Raw genomic sequence first — 18,634 nt, 5'->3', positions numbered from 1 at the left:
GAATCATCATTATTTTTCATTTTGACCTTTATAGTTAGGTTGCTCATTAAAACACCCTGCCAAGTGTGTCGTTGATGTGAATTTTTAGAATCTTTAAATATAGGTTACAACTCCTATTTTTTCTAAAATTAGGCACAAAAAGAGCAGCTAAATCTGACCAGTAAAAGTGTGATTTAACTGCTGTAAACCTTAGTTGGACAATATTTCAACTAAAGCAGACGACAAATAATTGTTAACATTATACCTTATTTTTTTAATTTTTGCAAGTATATTAGTTGCTGCTACTTGTTGTGATAGATGAATTACTCAACAAACTTTCCCAAGCTTTTGTATAATCACTATCTGTCCCACCAATAGCAAATTTATAAGTCATTGTACCTGCACCATTCTTAGCCCAATAACTTGTCGTTGTTTCACCACTCACAGTAAGCGAACGACCATTGACCGTCACCGTACCAGGCTGTAAACCTGTTGCTTTAAGAACAGTTGATTTGATAACATTTGAAGACAAACTATATTTCTTACCAACACCTAAGACACTTGAATCAGCGTTATAGATGGCATTAACCAAATAAGCCATGTACTGCGCATTATAAGAATATCCTGCTGCATCAGGTAAGGAAGTATTGTCGTCATTACCTGCCCAACCACCAAGCGTTACTTTCGGTGTTGATAGCACAAGCCACACGTCTGTATAATTGTCAGTTGTACCGGTTTTACCTGTCCAATCCGCACTAGCGGCTGTCGCATTTAAACTCTTCAAATCTGCATAAAATTTTGTCGTACCACCACCAGTGATAACTTCTTTTAATAACTGATTTAAAATGCTAGCCGTTGCTTCAGAAAAGACACGTACAGGATTAGCTTTATGTTGATAAATAACATTGCCTTGACTATCTGTGATACTGTCAACCATGTAACCTTTCAAGTAAACACCACCATTTGAAATCATTTGGTAAGCATTAACTTGTTGAAGAACTGTTGTCTCAATTCCTCCACCTAAAGGCAAGCTTTCAATAGAATAATCATCAATATCATATCCCATTTTCTTCATGTAAGATTCAACATCAACGTCATCATTGAGCAACATTTGATACGTCCAATAAGCTGGAATATTCCATGACGTATTCAAAGCTTCTTGGAGAGTAACCATTGCCGTTCCTTCTTCACTACCGTGCATGATTGACTGACCACTAGAGAAAGTTGTCGGATAGTTAGATAACATACTAGCACTACCTAAAAGCCCTTGGTCAATAGCAATCCCATATGCGATAATCGGCTTAATACTTGACCCTGGCGACCTCGCAGTATCAAACGCATGGTTGTTCTGGTTAGTTGAATAATCCCGTCCACCAATAAAGCCTAGAATAGCTCCAGTAGAATTATCCATCAAGACATTACCAACCTCAACTGTTTGAGAGCTTCCTTGGTCAAGCGTGCTACCATACTGTGCCACAGCATTCTGCATGGTATTATAAACATCTTTATCAATCGTTGTTTTAACGGTATACCCCCCCTGTTGCAACGCTTCTAAAGCCAATTTTTGGTAAGATTCCTTCGTTGAATCATTTTTTAGTTCTTGTTCAGAAACACCATTTTGCTCAACCAAATAATCATACATGATATCCTGAGCTTCTTCTAAAACAGCATAATAAAGAAAATCATGTTCACTCGTTGTCGTCGATTCAGGTTGAATGAAATCCCGACTAACATCATAAGCCTTATATTCCTCATATTCAGCTTTAGTCAAATAGCCTGCGCGATATATATTGTAAAGGACATCTTGCTGACGAGACAAACCATAAGCCATATCCTCCTCGTCTTTCAACTGCCCTGTAGCTGTGTATGGGGAATAGACAATCGGACTTTGTGGCAAACCAGCCAAAAATGCCGCTTGTGGAATTGTCAAATCACTGGCTGAAACGCCAAAAATACCTTGCGCTGCTTCCTCAATCCCAGCAATATTTTCACCTTTATTATTACGTCCGAATGGAGAGACATTAAGATAATCAGTCAAAATCTCATCCTTACTCAAATAACGTTCCAGCGCTAATGCGTAGATAATTTCGCGTGATTTACGTCTAAAGGTTGGATCGTCTCCCAAAATTTGTTGTTTAATCAACTGTTGCGTAAGAGTTGATCCACCACTTGTCTCACCCAAACCAAGCACTGAAGCCAAGGTTGCACGAAAAACAGCTTTTGGAACAACACCATCATGGCTCTCAAAATTTTCATCCTCAGTCGCAATAATGGCTTTTTTAACATTGTCTGAAATCTCGTCGCTTTCAACAGGTGTTCGCAACAAATCAGTATCAATACTTGCAATCGAACTACCATCAGAATACGACATCTCTGAAATCCTAGTCAAAGATGTTACCTGACTAACCAGACTTTCCTTGCTAGGAACTTTGACAGAATCAATCTGACTCGCAAGATAACCAAAAGCAGTACCCGCCCCTAACATCCCAAACAGGATAATAATAATATAAAAAAAGTCGGTTAATAATTTCACTGTTCTTAAAGCAACCGAACCCAAATCTATAACACTAAGTTTCTGGTGATTTGTTTTTTTCTTTTCCTTGTTTCTCTTAAACATTCTAATACCTCATTAATATTATACCAAACTTTGATAAAGCTTGCATAGAAGTACCGCTTTTTGATATAATAGCCTGTAAACTACAATATATCATTGAGGTAGAGTTAACTTAGCTAGAAATTACTATTAACCTCAAAATTTTAAGTAAGGAGAAAGCTCGTGAACATATTCGAAGAACTCAAAGAACGTGGCTTAGTTTTTCAAACTACTGATGAAGAAGCCCTTGTCAAAGCATTAACAGAAGGGCAAGTATCCTATTATACTGGTTATGATCCTACAGCTGATAGCTTACACCTTGGTCACCTCGTTGCTATTTTAACATCACGCCGCCTGCAATTAGCAGGGCATAAACCATATGCTCTTGTTGGAGGAGCTACCGGACTTATCGGCGACCCATCATTCAAAGATGCTGAACGCAGTCTTCAAACTAAAGAAACTGTTGACGGCTGGGTAACTAAGATTCAAAATCAATTATCACGTTTCCTTGATTTCGAAAATGGTGACAACAAAGCCGTTATGGTAAACAACTATGATTGGTTTGGCAATGTCAGTTTCATTGACTTCCTACGTGATGTCGGAAAATACTTTACTGTCAATGCTATGATGAGTAAAGAATCCGTTAAAAAACGTATCGAAACTGGTATCTCATACACTGAATTCGCCTACCAAATCATGCAAGGTTACGATTTCTATGAATTAAATGACAAATACAACGTTACCTTGCAAATCGGTGGTTCAGACCAATGGGGAAATATGACTGCTGGTACAGAGTTGCTACGCCGCAAAGCTGATAAAACAGGTCATGTCATGACCGTACCACTCATCACTGATTCAACAGGTAAAAAATTCGGTAAATCTGAAGGAAATGCTGTTTGGCTTGACGCTGAAAAAACATCTCCATACGAAATGTACCAATTCTGGCTCAACGTTATGGATGACGACGCTGTTCGCTTCTTGAAAATCTTCACATTCCTTTCACTAGAAGAAATTGCTGAAATAGAAGAAGAATTCAACGCAGCTCGTCACGAACGCTTAGCACAAAAAATCTTAGCACGCGAAGTTGTCACACTTGTTCACGGCGAAGCAGCTTACAAACAAGCCCTTAAAATCACTGAACAACTCTTCGCCGGAAACATCAAAAGCCTTTCAGCAAAAGAATTGAAACAAGGTCTAAACAATGTTCCTAACTACGCTGTTCAAGCAGACAATAACCGCAATATCGTTGAAATTCTTGTAGCTGCAAAAATCTCACCATCAAAACGTCAAGCACGTGAAGACGTTCAAAATGGTGCCATCTACATCAATGGTGAACGTATCCAAGATTTAGACTACACACTTTCTGACGACGATAAAATCGATAACGAACTAACAGTTATCCGTCGCGGTAAGAAAAAATACTTCGTACTGGACTTTAGCTAACTATATACTAGCATAGAACCCTTGGAACGTTGATATTATAGGATTTCTGGAAAAACCTATCTCCTTACATTTTTACTTATTTTTATCAAAAGTCCACAAAAAGGGGAGTAAATTTTAACGAGTTCAGCAGGCAGGAAAAAAGCACCTTAGCAGGTGCTTTTATAATATAGTGAAAATGTTCGGGCTGTTTTTCATCCTCTGGAAGAGTGGCGATTAGGTAGAGGGCTGATGAACCTAAATGGTGCAACGTTGCACTATTTGGAAGTTCATGAGCTACTTTCATCATTCTTTTAGCTCTTCCAAAACGTCTGCTACTCGTTCAGTAGTAACTATCTCATAGGGCTTTACTGGTTCGTTAGGGAGAACATAATCAAATACCATCCCATTCTTTCTCACAATTTGAACGGTATCACCCTTTATAAAACCTCTATCGATTGCCTCTTTTAGTTCATCATAATATAACATAACGATACCTCCTTACTTATTTATTCGTAAAAGAAACAGAAAAAGTACTACTTTTTACTACATTCAGCGCCTTATATTAATCATTTCAATAACCGCTTATGCTATAATAGTAGTGTACTTAGATAGATATATTGTGATTTTCTTCCGTGGTTTATTCCACGGCTTTTTATTTGCATAAAAAAAGGTATCCATGTTCTTATTGTAGCACTGTAAGCGATTGTGGTATAATATGAATAAGTTTTTTATGTGTGTTGTCCTGCTTGCCCGAGCAGGCTTTTTTATTTGGCTATGTCACAACAAACAGTTGATAAATAGCCATTTTTATAGGGGAGTATCAGAACTCCCCTACAAACTGTTATTTGCAGTTATCTATACTCATTTGGAATTTCGATATGAAATGTCTCACACAATAACTTCACATCATGTGCATCATTTTCATCAAACTCGTATCCCAGATGGAACATTACTTGACTATATGGTTCAATACAGGAAACCTCTATTTCCTCAATTCTTCCTTTACCCGAAAAAGTTTCTACCGGAAAACAATCCCCATCATAAAGAATTTCACCTTCGTCCGTATATTCAAAACAATGCAAATCAATAATTCTGTTTTTCAAATCTTCCCATACAGTATGGTTCAATGTTGTATATTCCATCTTAATCTCATAAAAGCCATTAGCTTTCATTATTTCTATAAAGTTCTGATAATCGTTCTTTTCTACAAAAATGTCAATATCATTATGGGCTCTTGACTGATATCCAAGAAGAGCATCTACACCCCAGCCACCATCAAGAAAGACTTTAATCTCCGCATCTATTGCAAATTGAAGAATCTGTTTTACATCTGTTATATTGACCATCTTATCATCTCCACAAATTCTAATTAGGCGACCAGAGGAACTGCTGGTCTGTTTGATAAATCTCTGCATTTAGCAGTTTTCAATGTTGCCAAAACAAAAGTTAAGAAGATGTTCCTTTTCTCCATGTCGCTTTCTTTGGCGTAATTTACAAGGTTATTCCACACAAGATAGTTGTTCAGATACTTGGTAGAAACACCGTTAAAGCCACGCATAAACCTCTTTAGCTGGCTATGGTAGCTATTGATATGTTGGATATTATAAATGCCTTTCTTGGCTTTGCCAGTCTTTAACTGCACAAGGTCAATGCCATTGGCATTTGTAAATCTCACATAGGAGTTCATCTTGTCCGTAACAAGAGTGGAATTGGTCTTAATCCTACCATCATAAATATGATGTAAATCTCTTGTAGAAACTCTACCAGTATTCGTAATCTTGGAGATAGACAAGCCATTCCTATTAACCGCACAAGGAACACATACCTTTTCTTGGGACAAGCCTCTGATATGTGTAGAATGACCACGCTTATAAGCCTTGCGTGGCATAGCAAATGTCTTACTCTTGCTATGATTGCCCTTGTACGAGATGGCGAAAAAAGTTTCGTCAGCCTCAATAATGCCGTCAAGAATAATTGGAAAATGGAGAAACACCCACGTCTCAAGTATACCAAAAAGCAATATCAGTAGCAATCTAAAAGCGGAACAAATAGAAAGTTAACTGATAAACAAAACACAATCAAAATAAGACTTTTCAAGGTTATATGACACCCCTTAAAAATCTGAAAAAATGGCGCGTGATACAAGCTAACACCTTGTGGTGGCTCTCCTCGGCTCAAAATAGGGGGCGGGGGTCAATTAAAACAGCAAGGCAATATAATTTATACCCCCAATAATTAAAATGCCATACAGGGCTTTTTAGGGGCTAATAAGGACGTGCTAGAAAAATCAAAAAGGGAAAATCACACACGGAAGAGGGCAGCGTTGTTATCTCCGAACAATACCAAGCCCCATTAAAAATCAATGGGGTATTTCCGAATAATAAACAAGGGAAGCGCGTGCTTTCTCGGACTTCCCTCGGTGTTCGTTTCACTATCCAAGCAAACAGAAAAAGCCTACTGATAATCAGTAAGCTTCCTCTTGTCTATGTTAACGCTTGATACTATGATAACAGATTTTTTATTTAATCTTCTTTGTTTAGACTTGTATCATAGTATTCTAAGCCTTGATACTCGTTATCAATATCTAAAGACTTAAATAAATCAATCGCTTCATTATCTAACATCTCAAGCGTTCCGATTGCTGTTTCACTATCTGCAATCAATGGGTCATCACTCAACAAACGTTCAGCATAATCTAACAACTCACTTTCATATAACGCAACCTTATCAACCAATTCATCAAATGTTGCTTGTTCCTTTAGTTGTTTTGCTCGTTTGTCAATATACTTATCAATAGTATCACCGTAAGCAATCTCACGCGCTTCCTTGTCGCTATCCTCTACTTCTTTCATCAGCTCGTTATATTGTGCCATTAGCTCGTTATATTGTGCCATTTCGTTAGCTTGGTTATCGTCTATCATTGTTTCCTGTGGGTCAATTGTGTATTCAACTAATTCTAATCCATCATTATCAAACATTTCTGTTAAACAATCTAAACAGTTGTAAATTCTGTTTGTGATACTTCCGAATGCTTCTTGGTGACCTGTTGGCATATAACCATGATACTCATCTTGTAAGTACTCTACCCAGTTGCGTGCTTCTTTAGTCCATGCTTTTAGTTCTGTTAGGGTCTTTGGTGCTGTTGTTTTGTTTGTGTTAGTCATATTAGTTTACCTCTTTCTATTTGTGTTAGTCTTCATACATAACTATGATTGTTAAATATGCATCCATTTCCTCATAAGTGCCATAAGTTGCTTCTTGATATTTAATATCAATCACTTTCTTATCAGCAATAAAAGAATTCACCCTGTTTTCAAATTCCTCATTAGTTTCATTTCTGAATTTTGGCAAATCCATATACTCGTTAAAGCCTGTTTCAATTCGCTTGCGGTTGAATAGTTTAATTTTCATTTTTCTTTATCCTTTCTGATTTTTACTCCAAAATACCCCAAATTTACACCATTGAAATTTTTTTACTCCATGCCTTAACTCCTTGATACATAAGGGATTGACCGTATTTATGGAGCAAAAGAGTAAAAATTTCCGTCCGCTATATTATATATATGCATATGGTATATTGCTATATACTAAAATATTTTATTTTTAGATATAAATATTATTATATTTACTCCACAAATACACTTAAACCCTTGATACATAAGGTTTTGAGCTATGGAGTAAAATTTTTAAAAATACGATTTTATGGAGTAAAAACGGCCTTTCATGGAGTAAAAATTTAATGCTTTTTGATAAATCCGCTTGTTCTGCGCTTACCAAAATACATAGCCTTCTGATATTCCCAACCGTCAAGGCTGTTCATATAAATTTTGATTTTATTCTTGATTTTGGAAGCTGGTTCACTCTCATCTTCAAATATCTCATAAATAACATCATTGACATTCAAACGGTCACGCGCTACCGTTCCAATCCACTCTGTGCCTTTTTCTCGGTCGTCATTGGTCTTGTAGGCCGTGCCTGTTTCTTCTAAATCAGTATAATACTGTTTGCGGTAGTGCTTTTTGGTGGTGACTTCAAAAAAATCTTCTGGGATTTTGATAGACAAATACCACTCTAATTTTTCAATAATATCATCTTGATACTTGTATTTCACACGTTCTCTAGCTATTAATTTGCCCTCTTCGCTAGTATCATCATAATAAAGTTTGCTGTTAATCTCATAGGCTTTATAGTAGTTGCCCCAGATATTCAATAAGTCCTGTGAGCTTATCTGGTTAACTTGCTTGTCCGTCTTTGGCAATACCTCAACACCTAAAAAGCGCCTATCGCCTGTAAAGTCCCTTAAATGCCCTGTATCGTTTGTTGTCCGTGTGAAAACAAAATCAACGGGTATAATCTCTGTTGATTTTCCGTATGGTCGTCTGATTCTGATTTCTCTCATGGTGATAATCTGCTTTAATTCGTTCGGTTTGATTTTATTAGTGGCGACTAACTCATCATCATTTACCGCCCACAATTCAAGCATTTTCAAAAGGTCGTCTTTTTCGGTGTAGGAACTAATTTCACCGTAAAAGCCTTTAAAAACCTCACGTAAGAATGTTGTTTTGCCTGTTCCCTGCTTGCCAACCAAGTCAAGACAATAGTCAAACTGTATGCCTGCATGATAAACCCTTGCAATCGCTCCACGGAACATTAAATCAAAAACAATTCGGTTATATTGGTTATCTTCGATATTGATATACTTTTGAATAACCGCAAACGGGTCTACTGGTTCGGCGGTTGCTTTGGCTTTCTCTAAAAATATCTTGATAGGGTTATAGCTCTTGTTTAAAGCAATGATTTTCACAACGTTAGCTATGTCATTTTCTTTATACTCCAACCCCCAGCATTCGGACAAATAAGCCCATAACTGCCTAATGGTATCATCGGACAACAGCCCATGTTTGATAGTGATATAGTCGGATAACTGTTGATTTCGGGTAACCTCTACATTTTTGGTAGCTTCATTGTATTTAAACAGCTTATTTAACTTAATATCCTCCCCACGGAACAATAATAAGAGGTTGTTTCGGTTTTTGATAATTTTCCCGTTCTCATCTCGTTTTAGTCGTCTACTGTTGATACTCGTAACATTGGTTTTATGGTCTGGCACTTTTTCGTCAAGCTGATTTAAAAAGTCGCTCATTCATTTCCCCCTTAAAAAAATTATTTAATGTATTCAAAAAAATAACATTCAATTTATTGCTTTTAGTTAAATTGGTGTATAGCTGTATTATTTGCTCGTATGAATAGCCGTTTAGATAAAATAACTTAACAAAGGCTATCATATCTTCTTTGCTAGATAGTCCGTAAGCTATCCAATGGTACACAACGTCATTAATAGCTAGTGGGCTTCCTGCTCTCTGTCTGTTCAGGTATTCATGTTCTAACTCGTCTAACACGTCCGCTAGCTTGTCTTGTACGCTTGCTATCTGATAATCTCTAGCAATCTGCCAACCATCATCTAAATAGCTTTCTAGTTCGTCTGTGACGGTTACAGTTACCGTTATACCTTTATAGCTAAATGGCACTAGATGAAAGGCTGGTGGTTGGTAGTAGGTCATCATGACGTGATTGCCTTTGGCTATGGTTCGTGTTGGGTTGTCCTTTAGAAAATTAAATAAAGGTAAAACCTGTTTATTAATTTGTAAGTTAATGAGTTGGTACATTAGTTTTCTACTCCTAAAAACAATAAAACGTCATCAATTTTGTAGAATACGGTGCGCGTGCCTTCGATTGGTGGCATGTATCGCTTTAATCCTGCCTGTTCCCAACGTTGCAACGTGTTAAAGCTAACAGATAGGTCTGCTAGTAGTTCATCTTGTGTGATTAGCCCCAATGTTTTAGGTTTCGGCTTGGTATAGGACTTTAGAAAACCAGATACCAGTTTAAGCACTTCCATTTTTAGGCTTTCTTCGCTTTCTTTACTTAATCCAAACATACTTTATCCCCTTATTCCAAAAGTTCTTTTATAAGCTCCCGAGACTTTTCAGGGTCTGAATTGGCTAGGGCTGTCACTCGTTTCTGCTCCTCACTAATTTGGTTTATAAGAGAGGTTACGCCCTCCAATAACTCCGTTTGTGTTGTTGCAATAAATACCCCGTTAGTGGCTTTATTTCGTAACCCTGTTATGGGTATGCTGTATTTAATCGCTAAGCGTCTAAGAATGTCACGCGCTCCCCTTTCTGTGATTGGTAGCCCTCTGATAATCTCTTTTGTGGTCTTTGCGTTTTCTTTACCAAGTCCCAACCGTCTTAGTAAATGCTTTTCGTTCTTTGATAAGCTCATAAAAGCACCTCCATATCATTTTCTAATACTTCCACTTTATCGCCTAATTGGATAAGTTGCTCTTGAATTGCAACATCGTTATCTTTTAACGTTTTAATAACGTCTATTATTTTTTCTAGCGTGTTAGAAATGATAATAAGATTGTTTGCGAGTTGTTCCGTGGTTAATGCTGTAGCTTCCTCAAAAGTGAGGCTTGATAGGTTGTAACGTGTTTTCTCTAAATCCTTTTGAATGTCTTGAAAGTTGATAACATTGTCTGTCATAACAATATTTCTCCTTTATCTAGCTTAGCAATCTGATTTTTAACCCATACTATTCTATCCGCTCGCTCTTCCAAGTGTTTGAAATCTTCTAATTCGGCAAACGTTACACGTTCATTGATAAGGTCAGCTATTTTATTTAATTCTTTATCTGTCATGGTCTGCCTCCTTAATTGTAATATCGTCCCTGTGATTGAATATAAGCCCCGTATCGCTCTTTAACATGGTTGTCGGGTATTTCTTCCTTAACTTCTTTTGGAGCTTCTACAGGCTTGATTTTGGCCAATTCAATGCCAATTAGAATAAGAATAGCCATAATAAGCAACTGCGCCCAAATTGGTAAATTAATTTCTTGGTATATCATGATTTAGCCTCTTCTTTCTTGCTTGATACCTGCTATTTTACCCATGAGGAATATTTTTTTATAAACTTCCCCTAAGCTATTTCCTTTCTGTGATTGGCTTAAAATGGTACTGCCATAATAATTTAAATCACTTTCTTCTTGTTCGGTTAAATCGTTGTTATGAAAGCTACTCTGTAAGAACTCATCATAAAAATTACCGTGAAAGCCTAGCTCTTTAATCCGTTTTAGTTCCATTGTGTTTTACCCCACTTTACATTTAATGATTTTTACTATACATATCAATTATTTTGTAGTTTTAAGAGTTATCGCTCTCTGTCTGGACACAATAGTCTAACTTTGATAAAATTAAACTATATAAACTTTGCTAAAACCCTTTTAATAATAGCTTGCCTGCTTTATTAATTTTGTTTTAGTTTCATTTCATAAAAGGCTTGTGAGTTTGGCGACTGGTAAGCCTTTTTTTGTGGGGTCATTAGAAATGAGCCCATTTTTTTAATAGTCTTCTACTAGCCATTCCATAGCTTTTTGATAAATGCTAGGCTTGACTTCGCCACCATTGCATAACTTGCGGTATGTAACTGGTACTACACCAATTTCAGCACTTGCCTGCTTAGCAGTAAGTTGCTTGTCCGCTTGTTTGCGTCTGATAGCTTTTGCTTGTTGCGAGGTGATAAGCATTTTTTAACTCCTTTCTACTCACATTATGTGAATATAATACACTCACATTTTGTGAATGTCAAGAACAAAATTCACATTTTGTGAAAAAATATTGGTTTTTTTATTCTTTTGAGTTATAATTTAAGAAATAAAAACAAAAAGGTAGATACAAATGGAGAACAGAATAGCCGAATTAAGAAAAGAAAAAGGCATGACTTTAAAACAACTAGGTGAAACACTAGGAGTAAGAGACAACACACTAAGTCAATACGAAACAGGAAAAAGAAATCCTCAATTGGGGTTATTGCAAGAAATTGCGGATTTGTTTCAAGTTTCTATTGAGTATTTAACAAAAAATACTGATAAAAGGGATTTCCCTGTTAACAATGATGAAGACATGTTAAAGATTCTTGATATGATAGACGACCACACAATATCATTGTTAAACTTATCAAAACTAACTATGTTAGAGTTAGCTTTAAGAATATTGAAAAAGCGTAAAGAATTTTCTGAAGGGAAATACCAAAAATACAAAGATACAGCTTTCACCACACTACATATCATTGAAAAAGAAGTTGAAGTTTTAGATAGATATAAAAAAGTAAGAAAAGAACACAATGATACTGTAGAATTAATTTACGAAAAATTAATACATGATGAGACAAATATAACTCCAAATGAAGTATTAACTTTTATCGAAGAGGCTGATAGGATTGATTTTAAAGAATTAAAAAAAATCCTAGATTACATGAAAAAACTCCCAAACGCCAAAGACTAACCCACGCGCCAACATTTTGGTTTACAGTAGCGCTCAATTTTGAGCTATTTCTATACTATGATTTTCTATGATTTCTGACCTGCCTAGATATTACATAGGTCAGCAATCTACTGCTTTTTACTACATTCTTAAACTTATACACTCACATTTTCCAACAAATCTGACACCCTAAAAAGCATGAATGGTTTTATAGTCATACGCTCACAAATGCAACTATAACAATGGTTACCGCTGTTTTAGGGACTTGCAAAAATTCATGTTTTTTTCATATTGGCTACCTCAAAAAACCTCAAATCTTTCCATTATGGAGACTACTAAAAATTACTAAATTCAAATCTATATATGATTTACACTGATATTTTCTAATATGGAGTACCGTTTTGTTACGTCATATACTAGGATTTTCTCGTATTTCATTCCAGTATTTTCCAGTATTTCATACCAACATTTTCCAACAATTCATATAAACCTAAAACCTTTTTAATAATGGCTTGCCTGCTGTAGAAAGGTTTATCATGAATATCAAAGAAGTTATTAAAAAAGACGGTACAAAAGTATACCGCTCAAATGTTTATCTTGGAGTAGATAGCATTACAGGAAAGAAAGTTAAAACGACTGTAACAGGGCGAACAAAAAAAGAGGTTAAAACAAAAGCCCAGCAAGCCCAAAGCAATTTCAAAACTAATGGGTCAACTGTGTTCAAAAGAGTAGAAGTTACCACATACAGAGAACTTACTGATTTATGGTTAGAAAATTATCAAATGACGGTTAAACCTCAAACACTCGTAAGCACGCGCCAATTTTTGAAAAATCATATTTTGCCCGTGTTTGGTGATATGCAACTGGACAAGATACATATAGCACACATACAAAGCTGGGTAAACAAGCTAGCTTTCAAGATTGTTAATTATGGGGTGGCTGCCTCAATCAACAAGCGTATTTTACAGTATGGAGTTAGTATGCAATTGATACCGTTCAACCCTGCGCGTGAGGTTATTCTACCAAGACCACAAAAGGCAGGCGCTAACCGTATCAAATTCATAGATAAGGAAGACTTGAAAACATTCCTAGACTACATGGAACGACTAGCACCAACCGCCTATAACTATTACTATGATAGTGTACTGTATAAGCTGTTGCTTGCTACTGGGTGCCGATATGGGGAGGCTGTAGCTCTTGAATGGTCTGATATTGATTTTGACAATGCAACTATCAGCATTACCAAGACTTATAATAGAATTGTAAAACAGGTTGGCACACCTAAAAGTAAAGCAGGAATTAGAACTATCAGCATAGATAACAAAACTATTCTCATGCTCAAACAGTACAGGAACAGACAACGTCAAGCATTTATGGAGATTGGTGCGCCTGCTCCTGCCTTGGTATTCTCTACAACGATATCACAATACCCAAACAGTGATGCTAGAACCAAGTCACTTAGACACCGTTGCAAGGAAGCGGGTGTCCCACAATTTACGTTTCACGCTTTCAGACACACACACGCTAGTTTATTGCTTAATGCTGGAATTGGCTATAAGGAATTACAACACCGCCTAGGACATGCAACGTTAGCCATGACTATGGATACTTATAGCCATTTATCAAAAGAGAAAGAAAAAGAGGCGGTACTATATTATGAAAAAGCTCTCCAAAATTTGTGAAAGTCCACAAAAAGGGGAGTAAATTCAAAAAAATAGACCTAAAAACACCCCTCAAACGTTGATATTATAGGATTTTAGATATCAAATAAGAAAAAATACTTCGTGTTAACATACTAATTAGCACAATCTTTACAGGCACCATTGGGTGTCTGTTTTTTATAACAGCAAAAAAAGAGGGGCGGCTCCTCTTTTTTAGCTATTACGATGAAGAATCATATTAAATAAATTCACCAAAAGGAAAATTCCCACAAAAATAACCGTAATGGTTGCACTCGCAGGTGTTTCCCAGTAGTAAGACGTGATAATACCAGCCACCATACCAATAAAACCAACGATTACGCCAATAAGAATGACTGATTTAAAATTCTTCCCCAAGCGCATAGCAATACTTGCTGGCAAAACCATAATCGTTGAAACTAAAAGAGCTCCAGCCGCAGGAATTGTCAAAGCGATCGCAATCCCTGTCACAATATTAAAGAGAACAGACATTAAACGGACAGGCAAACCATCAACAAAAGCGGTCTCCTCATCAAATGTCAAAATGTACATCGGTCTAATAAATAAAATCGTTAGAAGCACAACAACAACTGCAATGGCAAACAACGCAATTACCTGCACCATATTTATCGTAATAATCGAACCAAACAAATATTGATCCAAATTAACACTACTACCATTTTCAGACTTACTCGTCACAATCAACGAAATCGCCAAACCAAGCGACATTAAAATAGCTGTTGAAATTTCAACATAATGCTTATAAACCGTCTGCAAGTACTCCAAAATAACCGCAGCAATCGTGACAACAAGAATCGTTGACCAAGTTGTTGAAGTCCCAAGCAAAATGCCTAAGGCAACACCGGCCAAAGAAACGTGGCTAAGCGTATCACTCATTAAACTTTGATGACGTAGGATAAGGAAAATTCCTAAAATCGGGGCAAAAATACTAATAGCAATTACTGCCATAATAGCACGTTGCATAAAATCATAAGAAAATATTTCAATCAACATCAGTAGCCCCTTTCACATCAGTACCATGCACATTAAAACAACGCCATGGCATCTTTTGATTACGTACCAAATGAATGTTACGGTCAGCATAATGTTTTACCTCATCTGGATCATGAGTAATCATCAAAACAGACTTTCCATGTTTATGCGCACTATGATGCATCAACTCATAAAAAGTTTCTGTCGTTCCAGCATCCATACCAGTAGTTGGTTCATCCAAAATAAAAATATCAGGATCAGATGCAAAAATTCTAGCAATAACAACACGCTGTTTTTGCCCACCTGACAAGCTACCAATTCTCTTATGACGATTTTCCCACATGCCAACAGATTCTAAGCTAATTTTGACATGCTCATCATCATGCTTGGTCAGACGACGAAACCAACCATTCCTTGGATAACGCCCTGATTTCACAAATTCATAAACCGTTGATGGAAAACCTGCGTTAAAACTCGCAATTTGCTGTGGTAAATAAGCAATGCGGAGCTTCTTACCCTCTTTATTCGTTTTTGAAATGGTTACTTGACCACTCTTTGGTGTCAAAATACCTAATGTCGCCTTTACCAACGTAGATTTGGCAGCACCATTTTCACCTGTTAAAGTGACAAATTCTCCACTATCAAGATGATAGTTAATTCCTTCTAAAACTGGCTCACTATCATATTGAAAAGACAAATCTTCTACAGTAATATATCTCATTCTCGCCCTTCTAACTCATCTGAAAAGACCTTCAAAAATCGTGCAATAACGTCTTGTTCATCCTCAGAAAACTGGTTAAATAAATTTTTGTAAACAGCCAATGTTGCATCATGATGATGAGTATGCTCTTTGGCAACTGGCTTAGCAATGTCTGTCAATTCAAAATAAGTCACTCGCGCATCCTCTTTATTTTTCACAGACGCTAACATTCCTTGACTCACCAAATACTTAATTGCCTTCGTTACTGCCGCCTGACTAATATTCAAACGTTTTGCCAAATCAGAATTTGTCAAACGTTCATGTGACAGAAGCATTAAGATATGCTCTTGAGTATTTGTTATGGCTACACCACTCTGACAATCACCAAACAACAATTCATGCTGATTTTCTGATTTCAACAAAATTTGATTTACTAACTTATCTACTTGCTTCTCTAGCTGCATATTTCACACCTCATTTCATTAACCAGTTAATTATATCAAAAACTAAAAAAAGAATCAATGACTTGACTCTTTCCTCTATAAAATACGAACTTTGTAAACTTCCTTACAAAAACCACGCATACTATTGACCAGACGGTCGGCTTTTTTTTCCGAACGACACAAAGCATAAACTGTCGGACCACTTCCCGTCATCAAAGCAACATCTGCCCCACAACTCATCATCCGATCCTTGATTTTTTGAATAAATGGCTTGCGCTTAATAGTAATATCCTCCAAAGAATTTCCCATATATGCAATCATTTTTTCGTAATCCTTAGCAAGCACCGCCTCTCGTAACGAAGCAATGTCTACACGTGAAATCGTCTTACAATCAATCTCGGGAAAAACCGTACGTGTTGAAACACCAAACTCAGGTTTCACCAAAACAACCCAAGCTGATAATTGATAATCAAGACATTCTACAATCTCTCCCTTACCAGAAATACACGCACAGCCTGCCTCCAGACAGTACGGAACATCACTCCCTATTTGAAATCCAACATCAATCATTTCATTCTTAGAAAGATTAAGCTGCCATAATTTATCCAAAGCTCGAATTGTAGCAGCAGCATCTGTTGAACCACCACCTAGACCAGCACAAATAGGAATTGATTTTTTCAATTCAATCTTAACTCCTGAATCAATCTGACAAGCCTCACGAATCAATTTAGCAGCCTTAAAAACGTCATTTTTACCATTTAAGGGCATTTTATGATTATCAGACTCAACCACAATCTCACTTCCATCAATTTCAGAAACCATAATATAGTCATTCAAATCAACACTAACCATAATCATAGATAAATCATGATAACCATCTGGTCGTTTTCCTATAATATCTAGCCCCAAATTAATCTTAGCTGGTGCCTTTTCAATAATAGCCATTCAATAATCCTTTTAAAATATTACATCTATTATATCAAATAATTTTAGAAGATAACAAAAATATCCATATTCATTCCAAGCCATAAATTTTTATGGTATAGCAATAAAATTAGCAGTAACAATTTTAAGACTTAGGTACTCATATTTTAAGCAACTGACACCCTTACAAAGATAGAATTTTCAGTATTAAGAACATACCATATTTTAAAATTAAACATTAAAAAAGCGAGAGCAAACTTTGCTCTTGCTAGAGCTCAAGTCCCATCATATACTATAATTGACAAAATTTTAAAAATAATTCAATCTTATCCTCTTCTTCAGGCAACCATTGGTAATCAAGAAAAGAGGTTTGACGGTATCACTTAACACGAGATCTGGTTCTAATTTCTTTTTTGTCCACAGTGTGATTTAGTAAGACGATAGACTGTTTGTGCCCTACTAGGTGAATAGTTGCCTTGTTTTGAATGACGTTGCCATTCTTTGAGAAAAGGTTATCCCTTGAGTACGATAACTAAGAATACTTTCACGCTCATCTATGGTAAAATGGTGATAGCTCATAAGATTTCCTTTCGTAATAAGAGGTTTGGTTAAGTCTATTTTACTAGAAAATCTTATGAGTTTTTATTATGCACTTATATTGTAAATTCAAGAATAAAAAATCCCATTATTCTTAACAAATAACAGAAAAATAGCAAAAAGTCCTAACCTATAGGACTTTTTGCTATTTTATACCGGCGGCCGGGGTCGAACCGGCACGTCCTTGCGGACACTGGATTTTGAGTCCAGCGCGTCTGCCAATTCCGCCACGCCGGCAAATAAACTGGGGTAGCTGGATTCGAACCAACGCATGAGGGAGTCAAAGTCCCTTGCCTTACCGCTTGGCTATACCCCAATAATAGAAAGGCGAATGATGGGAATCGAACCCACGCATGCCAGAGCCACAATCTGGTGTGTTAACCACTTCACCACATTCGCCATAACGTCAACACGGGCAGTAGGAATTGAACCCACACTGAAGGTTTTGGAGACCTTAGTTCTACCTTTAAACTATGCCCGTAATATGGAAGGGGAGGGATTCGAACCCCCGAACCCGAAGGAGCGGATTTACAGTCCGCCGCGTTTAGCCTCTTCGCTACCCTTCCTAAAAATATAAAACTAATGGCGCGAGACGGAATCGAACCGCCGACACATGGAGCTTCAATCCATTGCTCTACCAACTGAGCTACCGAGCCTTCTATTGCGGGAGCAGGATTTGAACCTACGACCTTCGGGTTATGAGCCCGACGAGCTACCTAGCTGCTCCATCCCGCGTCAACAATACTAAAGGAGGATGTGGGATTCGAACCCACGCACGCTTTTACACGCCTGACGGTTTTCAAGACCGTTCCCTTCAGCCGGACTTGGGTAATCCTCCAAATTATAATAGTCCGTACGGGATTCGAACCCGTGTTACCGCCGTGAAAAGGCGGTGTCTTAACCCCTTGACCAACGGACCATATTTATAATGGGCACAAGTGGACTCGAACCACCGACCTCACGCTTATCAGGCGTGCGCTC

At 37.0% G+C, this 18,634-nt stretch carries 22 protein-coding genes, 10 tRNA genes and 2 pseudogenes (1 of these 34 only partly in view); 3 read left to right on the top strand and 31 right to left on the bottom strand.

Annotated elements, in window-relative coordinates; genetic code table 11:
* Positions 1–271: 271 nt before the first annotated feature.
* Positions 272–2,596 carry a penicillin-binding protein PBP1B gene (pbp1b, locus tag E8M05_RS00805; protein WP_003062910.1) on the bottom strand — a complete coding sequence of 775 codons (2,325 nt, stop codon included), beginning with the start codon at positions 2,594–2,596 and terminating at the stop codon, positions 272–274.
* 159 nt (positions 2,597–2,755) lie between these two features.
* Between pbp1b and tyrS the strand changes: the two genes are divergently transcribed.
* Positions 2,756–4,015: a tyrosine--tRNA ligase gene (gene tyrS / locus E8M05_RS00800; RefSeq protein ID WP_136596395.1), complete on the top strand. Its 1,260-nt coding sequence runs from the start codon at positions 2,756–2,758 to the stop codon at positions 4,013–4,015.
* Between the two features lie 85 nt (positions 4,016–4,100).
* Here tyrS and E8M05_RS00795 read toward each other — a convergent pair whose 3' ends face one another.
* The 15 genes and pseudogenes from E8M05_RS00795 to E8M05_RS00730 all read right to left on the bottom strand — a co-directional run bounded on the left by E8M05_RS00795 (position 4,101) and on the right by E8M05_RS00730 (position 11,581).
* The gene (locus E8M05_RS00795) at positions 4,101–4,301 is read right to left on the bottom strand and encodes a hypothetical protein (protein ID WP_020915981.1); all 201 of its coding nucleotides are present in this window, start codon (positions 4,299–4,301) and stop codon (positions 4,101–4,103) included.
* Positions 4,298–4,480: a competence regulator inhibitor paratox gene (locus E8M05_RS00790; RefSeq protein WP_020915980.1), complete on the bottom strand. Its 183-nt coding sequence runs from the start codon at positions 4,478–4,480 to the stop codon at positions 4,298–4,300. The genes E8M05_RS00795 and E8M05_RS00790 overlap by 4 nt, the downstream gene beginning before the upstream one ends.
* 365 nt (positions 4,481–4,845) lie before the next feature.
* Positions 4,846–5,340 (bottom strand): lincosamide nucleotidyltransferase Lnu(C), encoded by a 495-nt coding sequence (gene lnu(C) / locus E8M05_RS00785; protein ID WP_002837187.1) that lies wholly within the window; start codon positions 5,338–5,340, stop codon positions 4,846–4,848.
* Positions 5,341–5,363: 23 nt separating this feature from the next.
* Positions 5,364–5,969: pseudogene (locus tag E8M05_RS00780) on the bottom strand (IS1595-like element ISSag10 family transposase); the annotation flags it as partial.
* Positions 5,970–6,516: 547 nt separating this feature from the next.
* On the bottom strand, positions 6,517–7,158 hold the full coding sequence (locus E8M05_RS00775; protein ID WP_052317403.1) for a hypothetical protein: 642 nt from the start codon (positions 7,156–7,158) through the stop codon (positions 6,517–6,519).
* Positions 7,159–7,183: 25 nt separating this feature from the next.
* Positions 7,184–7,405, bottom strand: coding sequence for a hypothetical protein (locus tag E8M05_RS00770; RefSeq protein ID WP_043894876.1), 222 nt, complete (start codon positions 7,403–7,405; stop codon positions 7,184–7,186).
* 325 nt (positions 7,406–7,730) lie between these two features.
* On the bottom strand, positions 7,731–9,137 hold the full coding sequence (locus tag E8M05_RS00765; protein WP_020915976.1) for a VapE domain-containing protein: 1,407 nt from the start codon (positions 9,135–9,137) through the stop codon (positions 7,731–7,733).
* Complete coding sequence (locus E8M05_RS00760) at positions 9,112–9,660, bottom strand: hypothetical protein (RefSeq protein WP_020915975.1); 549 nt, start codon at positions 9,658–9,660, stop codon at positions 9,112–9,114. The genes E8M05_RS00765 and E8M05_RS00760 overlap by 26 nt, the downstream gene beginning before the upstream one ends.
* Positions 9,660–9,932 carry a helix-turn-helix domain-containing protein gene (locus E8M05_RS00755; RefSeq protein ID WP_020915974.1) on the bottom strand — a complete coding sequence of 91 codons (273 nt, stop codon included), beginning with the start codon at positions 9,930–9,932 and terminating at the stop codon, positions 9,660–9,662. Before E8M05_RS00755 ends, E8M05_RS00760 begins: the two co-directional genes overlap by 1 nt.
* A gap of 11 nt (positions 9,933–9,943) precedes the next feature.
* Positions 9,944–10,279 carry a hypothetical protein gene (locus E8M05_RS00750; RefSeq protein ID WP_020915973.1) on the bottom strand — a complete coding sequence of 112 codons (336 nt, stop codon included), beginning with the start codon at positions 10,277–10,279 and terminating at the stop codon, positions 9,944–9,946.
* A complete protein-coding gene (locus E8M05_RS00745) occupies positions 10,276–10,542 on the bottom strand; it encodes a hypothetical protein (protein ID WP_020915972.1) in 267 nt (88 codons plus the stop codon). The genes E8M05_RS00750 and E8M05_RS00745 overlap by 4 nt, the downstream gene beginning before the upstream one ends.
* Positions 10,539–10,697 carry a hypothetical protein gene (locus E8M05_RS11200; RefSeq protein ID WP_020915971.1) on the bottom strand — a complete coding sequence of 53 codons (159 nt, stop codon included), beginning with the start codon at positions 10,695–10,697 and terminating at the stop codon, positions 10,539–10,541. Before E8M05_RS11200 ends, E8M05_RS00745 begins: the two co-directional genes overlap by 4 nt.
* Before the next feature lie 11 nt (positions 10,698–10,708).
* Positions 10,709–10,903, bottom strand: a complete 195-nt coding sequence (locus tag E8M05_RS00740) for a hypothetical protein (RefSeq protein WP_020915970.1) — start codon at positions 10,901–10,903, stop codon at positions 10,709–10,711.
* 3 nt (positions 10,904–10,906) lie between these two features.
* Positions 10,907–11,137, bottom strand: coding sequence for a hypothetical protein (locus E8M05_RS00735; protein WP_020915969.1), 231 nt, complete (start codon positions 11,135–11,137; stop codon positions 10,907–10,909).
* A 258-nt stretch (positions 11,138–11,395) separates the two neighbouring features.
* Complete coding sequence (locus tag E8M05_RS00730; RefSeq protein ID WP_013851587.1) at positions 11,396–11,581, bottom strand: hypothetical protein; 186 nt, start codon at positions 11,579–11,581, stop codon at positions 11,396–11,398.
* A 151-nt stretch (positions 11,582–11,732) separates the two neighbouring features.
* On the opposite strand from E8M05_RS00730, the gene E8M05_RS00725 reads away from it, so the two are divergent.
* Both E8M05_RS00725 and E8M05_RS00720 read left to right on the top strand, forming a co-directional pair.
* Entirely contained in the window at positions 11,733–12,338 is a 606-nt protein-coding gene (locus tag E8M05_RS00725; RefSeq protein ID WP_020915968.1) for a helix-turn-helix domain-containing protein, read from the top strand.
* 515 nt (positions 12,339–12,853) lie between these two features.
* Positions 12,854–13,999, top strand: coding sequence for a tyrosine-type recombinase/integrase (locus tag E8M05_RS00720; protein ID WP_020915967.1), 1,146 nt, complete (start codon positions 12,854–12,856; stop codon positions 13,997–13,999).
* 192 nt (positions 14,000–14,191) lie between these two features.
* Here the strand turns inward: E8M05_RS00720 and E8M05_RS00715 are convergent, their stop codons facing one another.
* The 15 genes and pseudogenes from E8M05_RS00715 to E8M05_RS00650 all read right to left on the bottom strand — a co-directional run.
* Positions 14,192–15,010, bottom strand: a complete 819-nt coding sequence (locus E8M05_RS00715; protein WP_003062905.1) for a metal ABC transporter permease — start codon at positions 15,008–15,010, stop codon at positions 14,192–14,194.
* A complete protein-coding gene (locus E8M05_RS00710; RefSeq protein WP_003062903.1) occupies positions 15,000–15,710 on the bottom strand; it encodes a metal ABC transporter ATP-binding protein in 711 nt (236 codons plus the stop codon). The genes E8M05_RS00715 and E8M05_RS00710 overlap by 11 nt, the downstream gene beginning before the upstream one ends.
* Positions 15,707–16,153, bottom strand: a complete 447-nt coding sequence (locus tag E8M05_RS00705) for a zinc-dependent MarR family transcriptional regulator (RefSeq protein WP_003062900.1) — start codon at positions 16,151–16,153, stop codon at positions 15,707–15,709. The genes E8M05_RS00710 and E8M05_RS00705 overlap by 4 nt, the downstream gene beginning before the upstream one ends.
* A 75-nt stretch (positions 16,154–16,228) precedes the next feature.
* Positions 16,229–17,077 carry a 4-(cytidine 5'-diphospho)-2-C-methyl-D-erythritol kinase gene (gene ispE / locus E8M05_RS00700; RefSeq protein WP_003062897.1) on the bottom strand — a complete coding sequence of 283 codons (849 nt, stop codon included), beginning with the start codon at positions 17,075–17,077 and terminating at the stop codon, positions 16,229–16,231.
* Positions 17,078–17,390: 313 nt separating this feature from the next.
* Positions 17,391–17,635: pseudogene (locus E8M05_RS11920) on the bottom strand (IS30 family transposase); the annotation flags it as partial.
* A 171-nt stretch (positions 17,636–17,806) separates the two neighbouring features.
* Positions 17,807–17,890, bottom strand: a tRNA-Leu gene (locus E8M05_RS00695).
* Positions 17,891–17,897: 7 nt separating this feature from the next.
* Positions 17,898–17,969: transfer RNA gene (locus E8M05_RS00690), tRNA-Gln, on the bottom strand.
* A 10-nt stretch (positions 17,970–17,979) separates the two neighbouring features.
* Positions 17,980–18,052 (bottom strand) — tRNA-His (locus tag E8M05_RS00685).
* An 11-nt stretch (positions 18,053–18,063) separates the two neighbouring features.
* Positions 18,064–18,134 (bottom strand) — tRNA-Trp (locus tag E8M05_RS00680).
* Between the two features lie 4 nt (positions 18,135–18,138).
* Positions 18,139–18,219: transfer RNA gene (locus E8M05_RS00675), tRNA-Tyr, on the bottom strand.
* Between the two features lie 17 nt (positions 18,220–18,236).
* Positions 18,237–18,309, bottom strand: a tRNA-Phe gene (locus tag E8M05_RS00670).
* A 5-nt stretch (positions 18,310–18,314) separates the two neighbouring features.
* A tRNA-Met gene (locus tag E8M05_RS00665) sits at positions 18,315–18,388 on the bottom strand.
* 13 nt (positions 18,389–18,401) lie between these two features.
* Positions 18,402–18,491, bottom strand: a tRNA-Ser gene (locus tag E8M05_RS00660).
* 9 nt (positions 18,492–18,500) lie between these two features.
* Positions 18,501–18,572 (bottom strand) — tRNA-Glu (locus tag E8M05_RS00655).
* 10 nt (positions 18,573–18,582) lie between these two features.
* Positions 18,583–18,634 (bottom strand) — tRNA-Ile (locus tag E8M05_RS00650); it runs 22 nt beyond the window's last position.

It is taken from the genome of Streptococcus pasteurianus (assembly GCF_004843545.1).
Lineage (GTDB): Bacteria > Bacillota > Bacilli > Lactobacillales > Streptococcaceae > Streptococcus > Streptococcus pasteurianus.
The sequence above is the reverse complement of the archived record's forward strand: the minus strand, read 5'-3'. Positions and strand labels throughout refer to the sequence as shown.

What these genes read in the sequence shown, in the direction of transcription:
- E8M05_RS00745 (WP_020915972.1), bottom strand. Translation starts at nt 10,542, where the DNA reads ATGACAGACAATGTTATCAACTTTCAAGACATTCAAAAGGATTTAGAG.
- E8M05_RS00760 (WP_020915975.1), bottom strand. Translation starts at nt 9,660, where the DNA reads ATGTACCAACTCATTAACTTACAAATTAATAAACAGGTTTTACCTTTA.
- E8M05_RS00705 (WP_003062900.1), bottom strand. Translation starts at nt 16,153, where the DNA reads ATGCAGCTAGAGAAGCAAGTAGATAAGTTAGTAAATCAAATTTTGTTG.
- E8M05_RS00775 (WP_052317403.1), bottom strand. Translation starts at nt 7,158, where the DNA reads ATGACTAACACAAACAAAACAACAGCACCAAAGACCCTAACAGAACTA.
- E8M05_RS00740 (WP_020915970.1), bottom strand. Translation starts at nt 10,903, where the DNA reads ATGATATACCAAGAAATTAATTTACCAATTTGGGCGCAGTTGCTTATT.
- E8M05_RS00710 (WP_003062903.1), bottom strand. Translation starts at nt 15,710, where the DNA reads ATGAGATATATTACTGTAGAAGATTTGTCTTTTCAATATGATAGTGAG.
- pbp1b (WP_003062910.1), bottom strand. Translation starts at nt 2,596, where the DNA reads ATGTTTAAGAGAAACAAGGAAAAGAAAAAAACAAATCACCAGAAACTT.
- E8M05_RS00750 (WP_020915973.1), bottom strand. Translation starts at nt 10,279, where the DNA reads ATGAGCTTATCAAAGAACGAAAAGCATTTACTAAGACGGTTGGGACTT.
- E8M05_RS00725 (WP_020915968.1), top strand. Translation starts at nt 11,733, where the DNA reads ATGGAGAACAGAATAGCCGAATTAAGAAAAGAAAAAGGCATGACTTTA.
- E8M05_RS00795 (WP_020915981.1), bottom strand. Translation starts at nt 4,301, where the DNA reads ATGATGAAAGTAGCTCATGAACTTCCAAATAGTGCAACGTTGCACCAT.
- E8M05_RS00770 (WP_043894876.1), bottom strand. Translation starts at nt 7,405, where the DNA reads ATGAAAATTAAACTATTCAACCGCAAGCGAATTGAAACAGGCTTTAAC.
- E8M05_RS00755 (WP_020915974.1), bottom strand. Translation starts at nt 9,932, where the DNA reads ATGTTTGGATTAAGTAAAGAAAGCGAAGAAAGCCTAAAAATGGAAGTG.
- E8M05_RS00715 (WP_003062905.1), bottom strand. Translation starts at nt 15,010, where the DNA reads ATGTTGATTGAAATATTTTCTTATGATTTTATGCAACGTGCTATTATG.
- E8M05_RS00765 (WP_020915976.1), bottom strand. Translation starts at nt 9,137, where the DNA reads ATGAGCGACTTTTTAAATCAGCTTGACGAAAAAGTGCCAGACCATAAA.
- E8M05_RS00730 (WP_013851587.1), bottom strand. Translation starts at nt 11,581, where the DNA reads ATGCTTATCACCTCGCAACAAGCAAAAGCTATCAGACGCAAACAAGCG.
- E8M05_RS00790 (WP_020915980.1), bottom strand. Translation starts at nt 4,480, where the DNA reads ATGTTATATTATGATGAACTAAAAGAGGCAATCGATAGAGGTTTTATA.
- E8M05_RS00720 (WP_020915967.1), top strand. Translation starts at nt 12,854, where the DNA reads ATGAATATCAAAGAAGTTATTAAAAAAGACGGTACAAAAGTATACCGC.
- E8M05_RS00735 (WP_020915969.1), bottom strand. Translation starts at nt 11,137, where the DNA reads ATGGAACTAAAACGGATTAAAGAGCTAGGCTTTCACGGTAATTTTTAT.
- ispE (WP_003062897.1), bottom strand. Translation starts at nt 17,077, where the DNA reads ATGGCTATTATTGAAAAGGCACCAGCTAAGATTAATTTGGGGCTAGAT.
- E8M05_RS11200 (WP_020915971.1), bottom strand. Translation starts at nt 10,697, where the DNA reads ATGACAGATAAAGAATTAAATAAAATAGCTGACCTTATCAATGAACGT.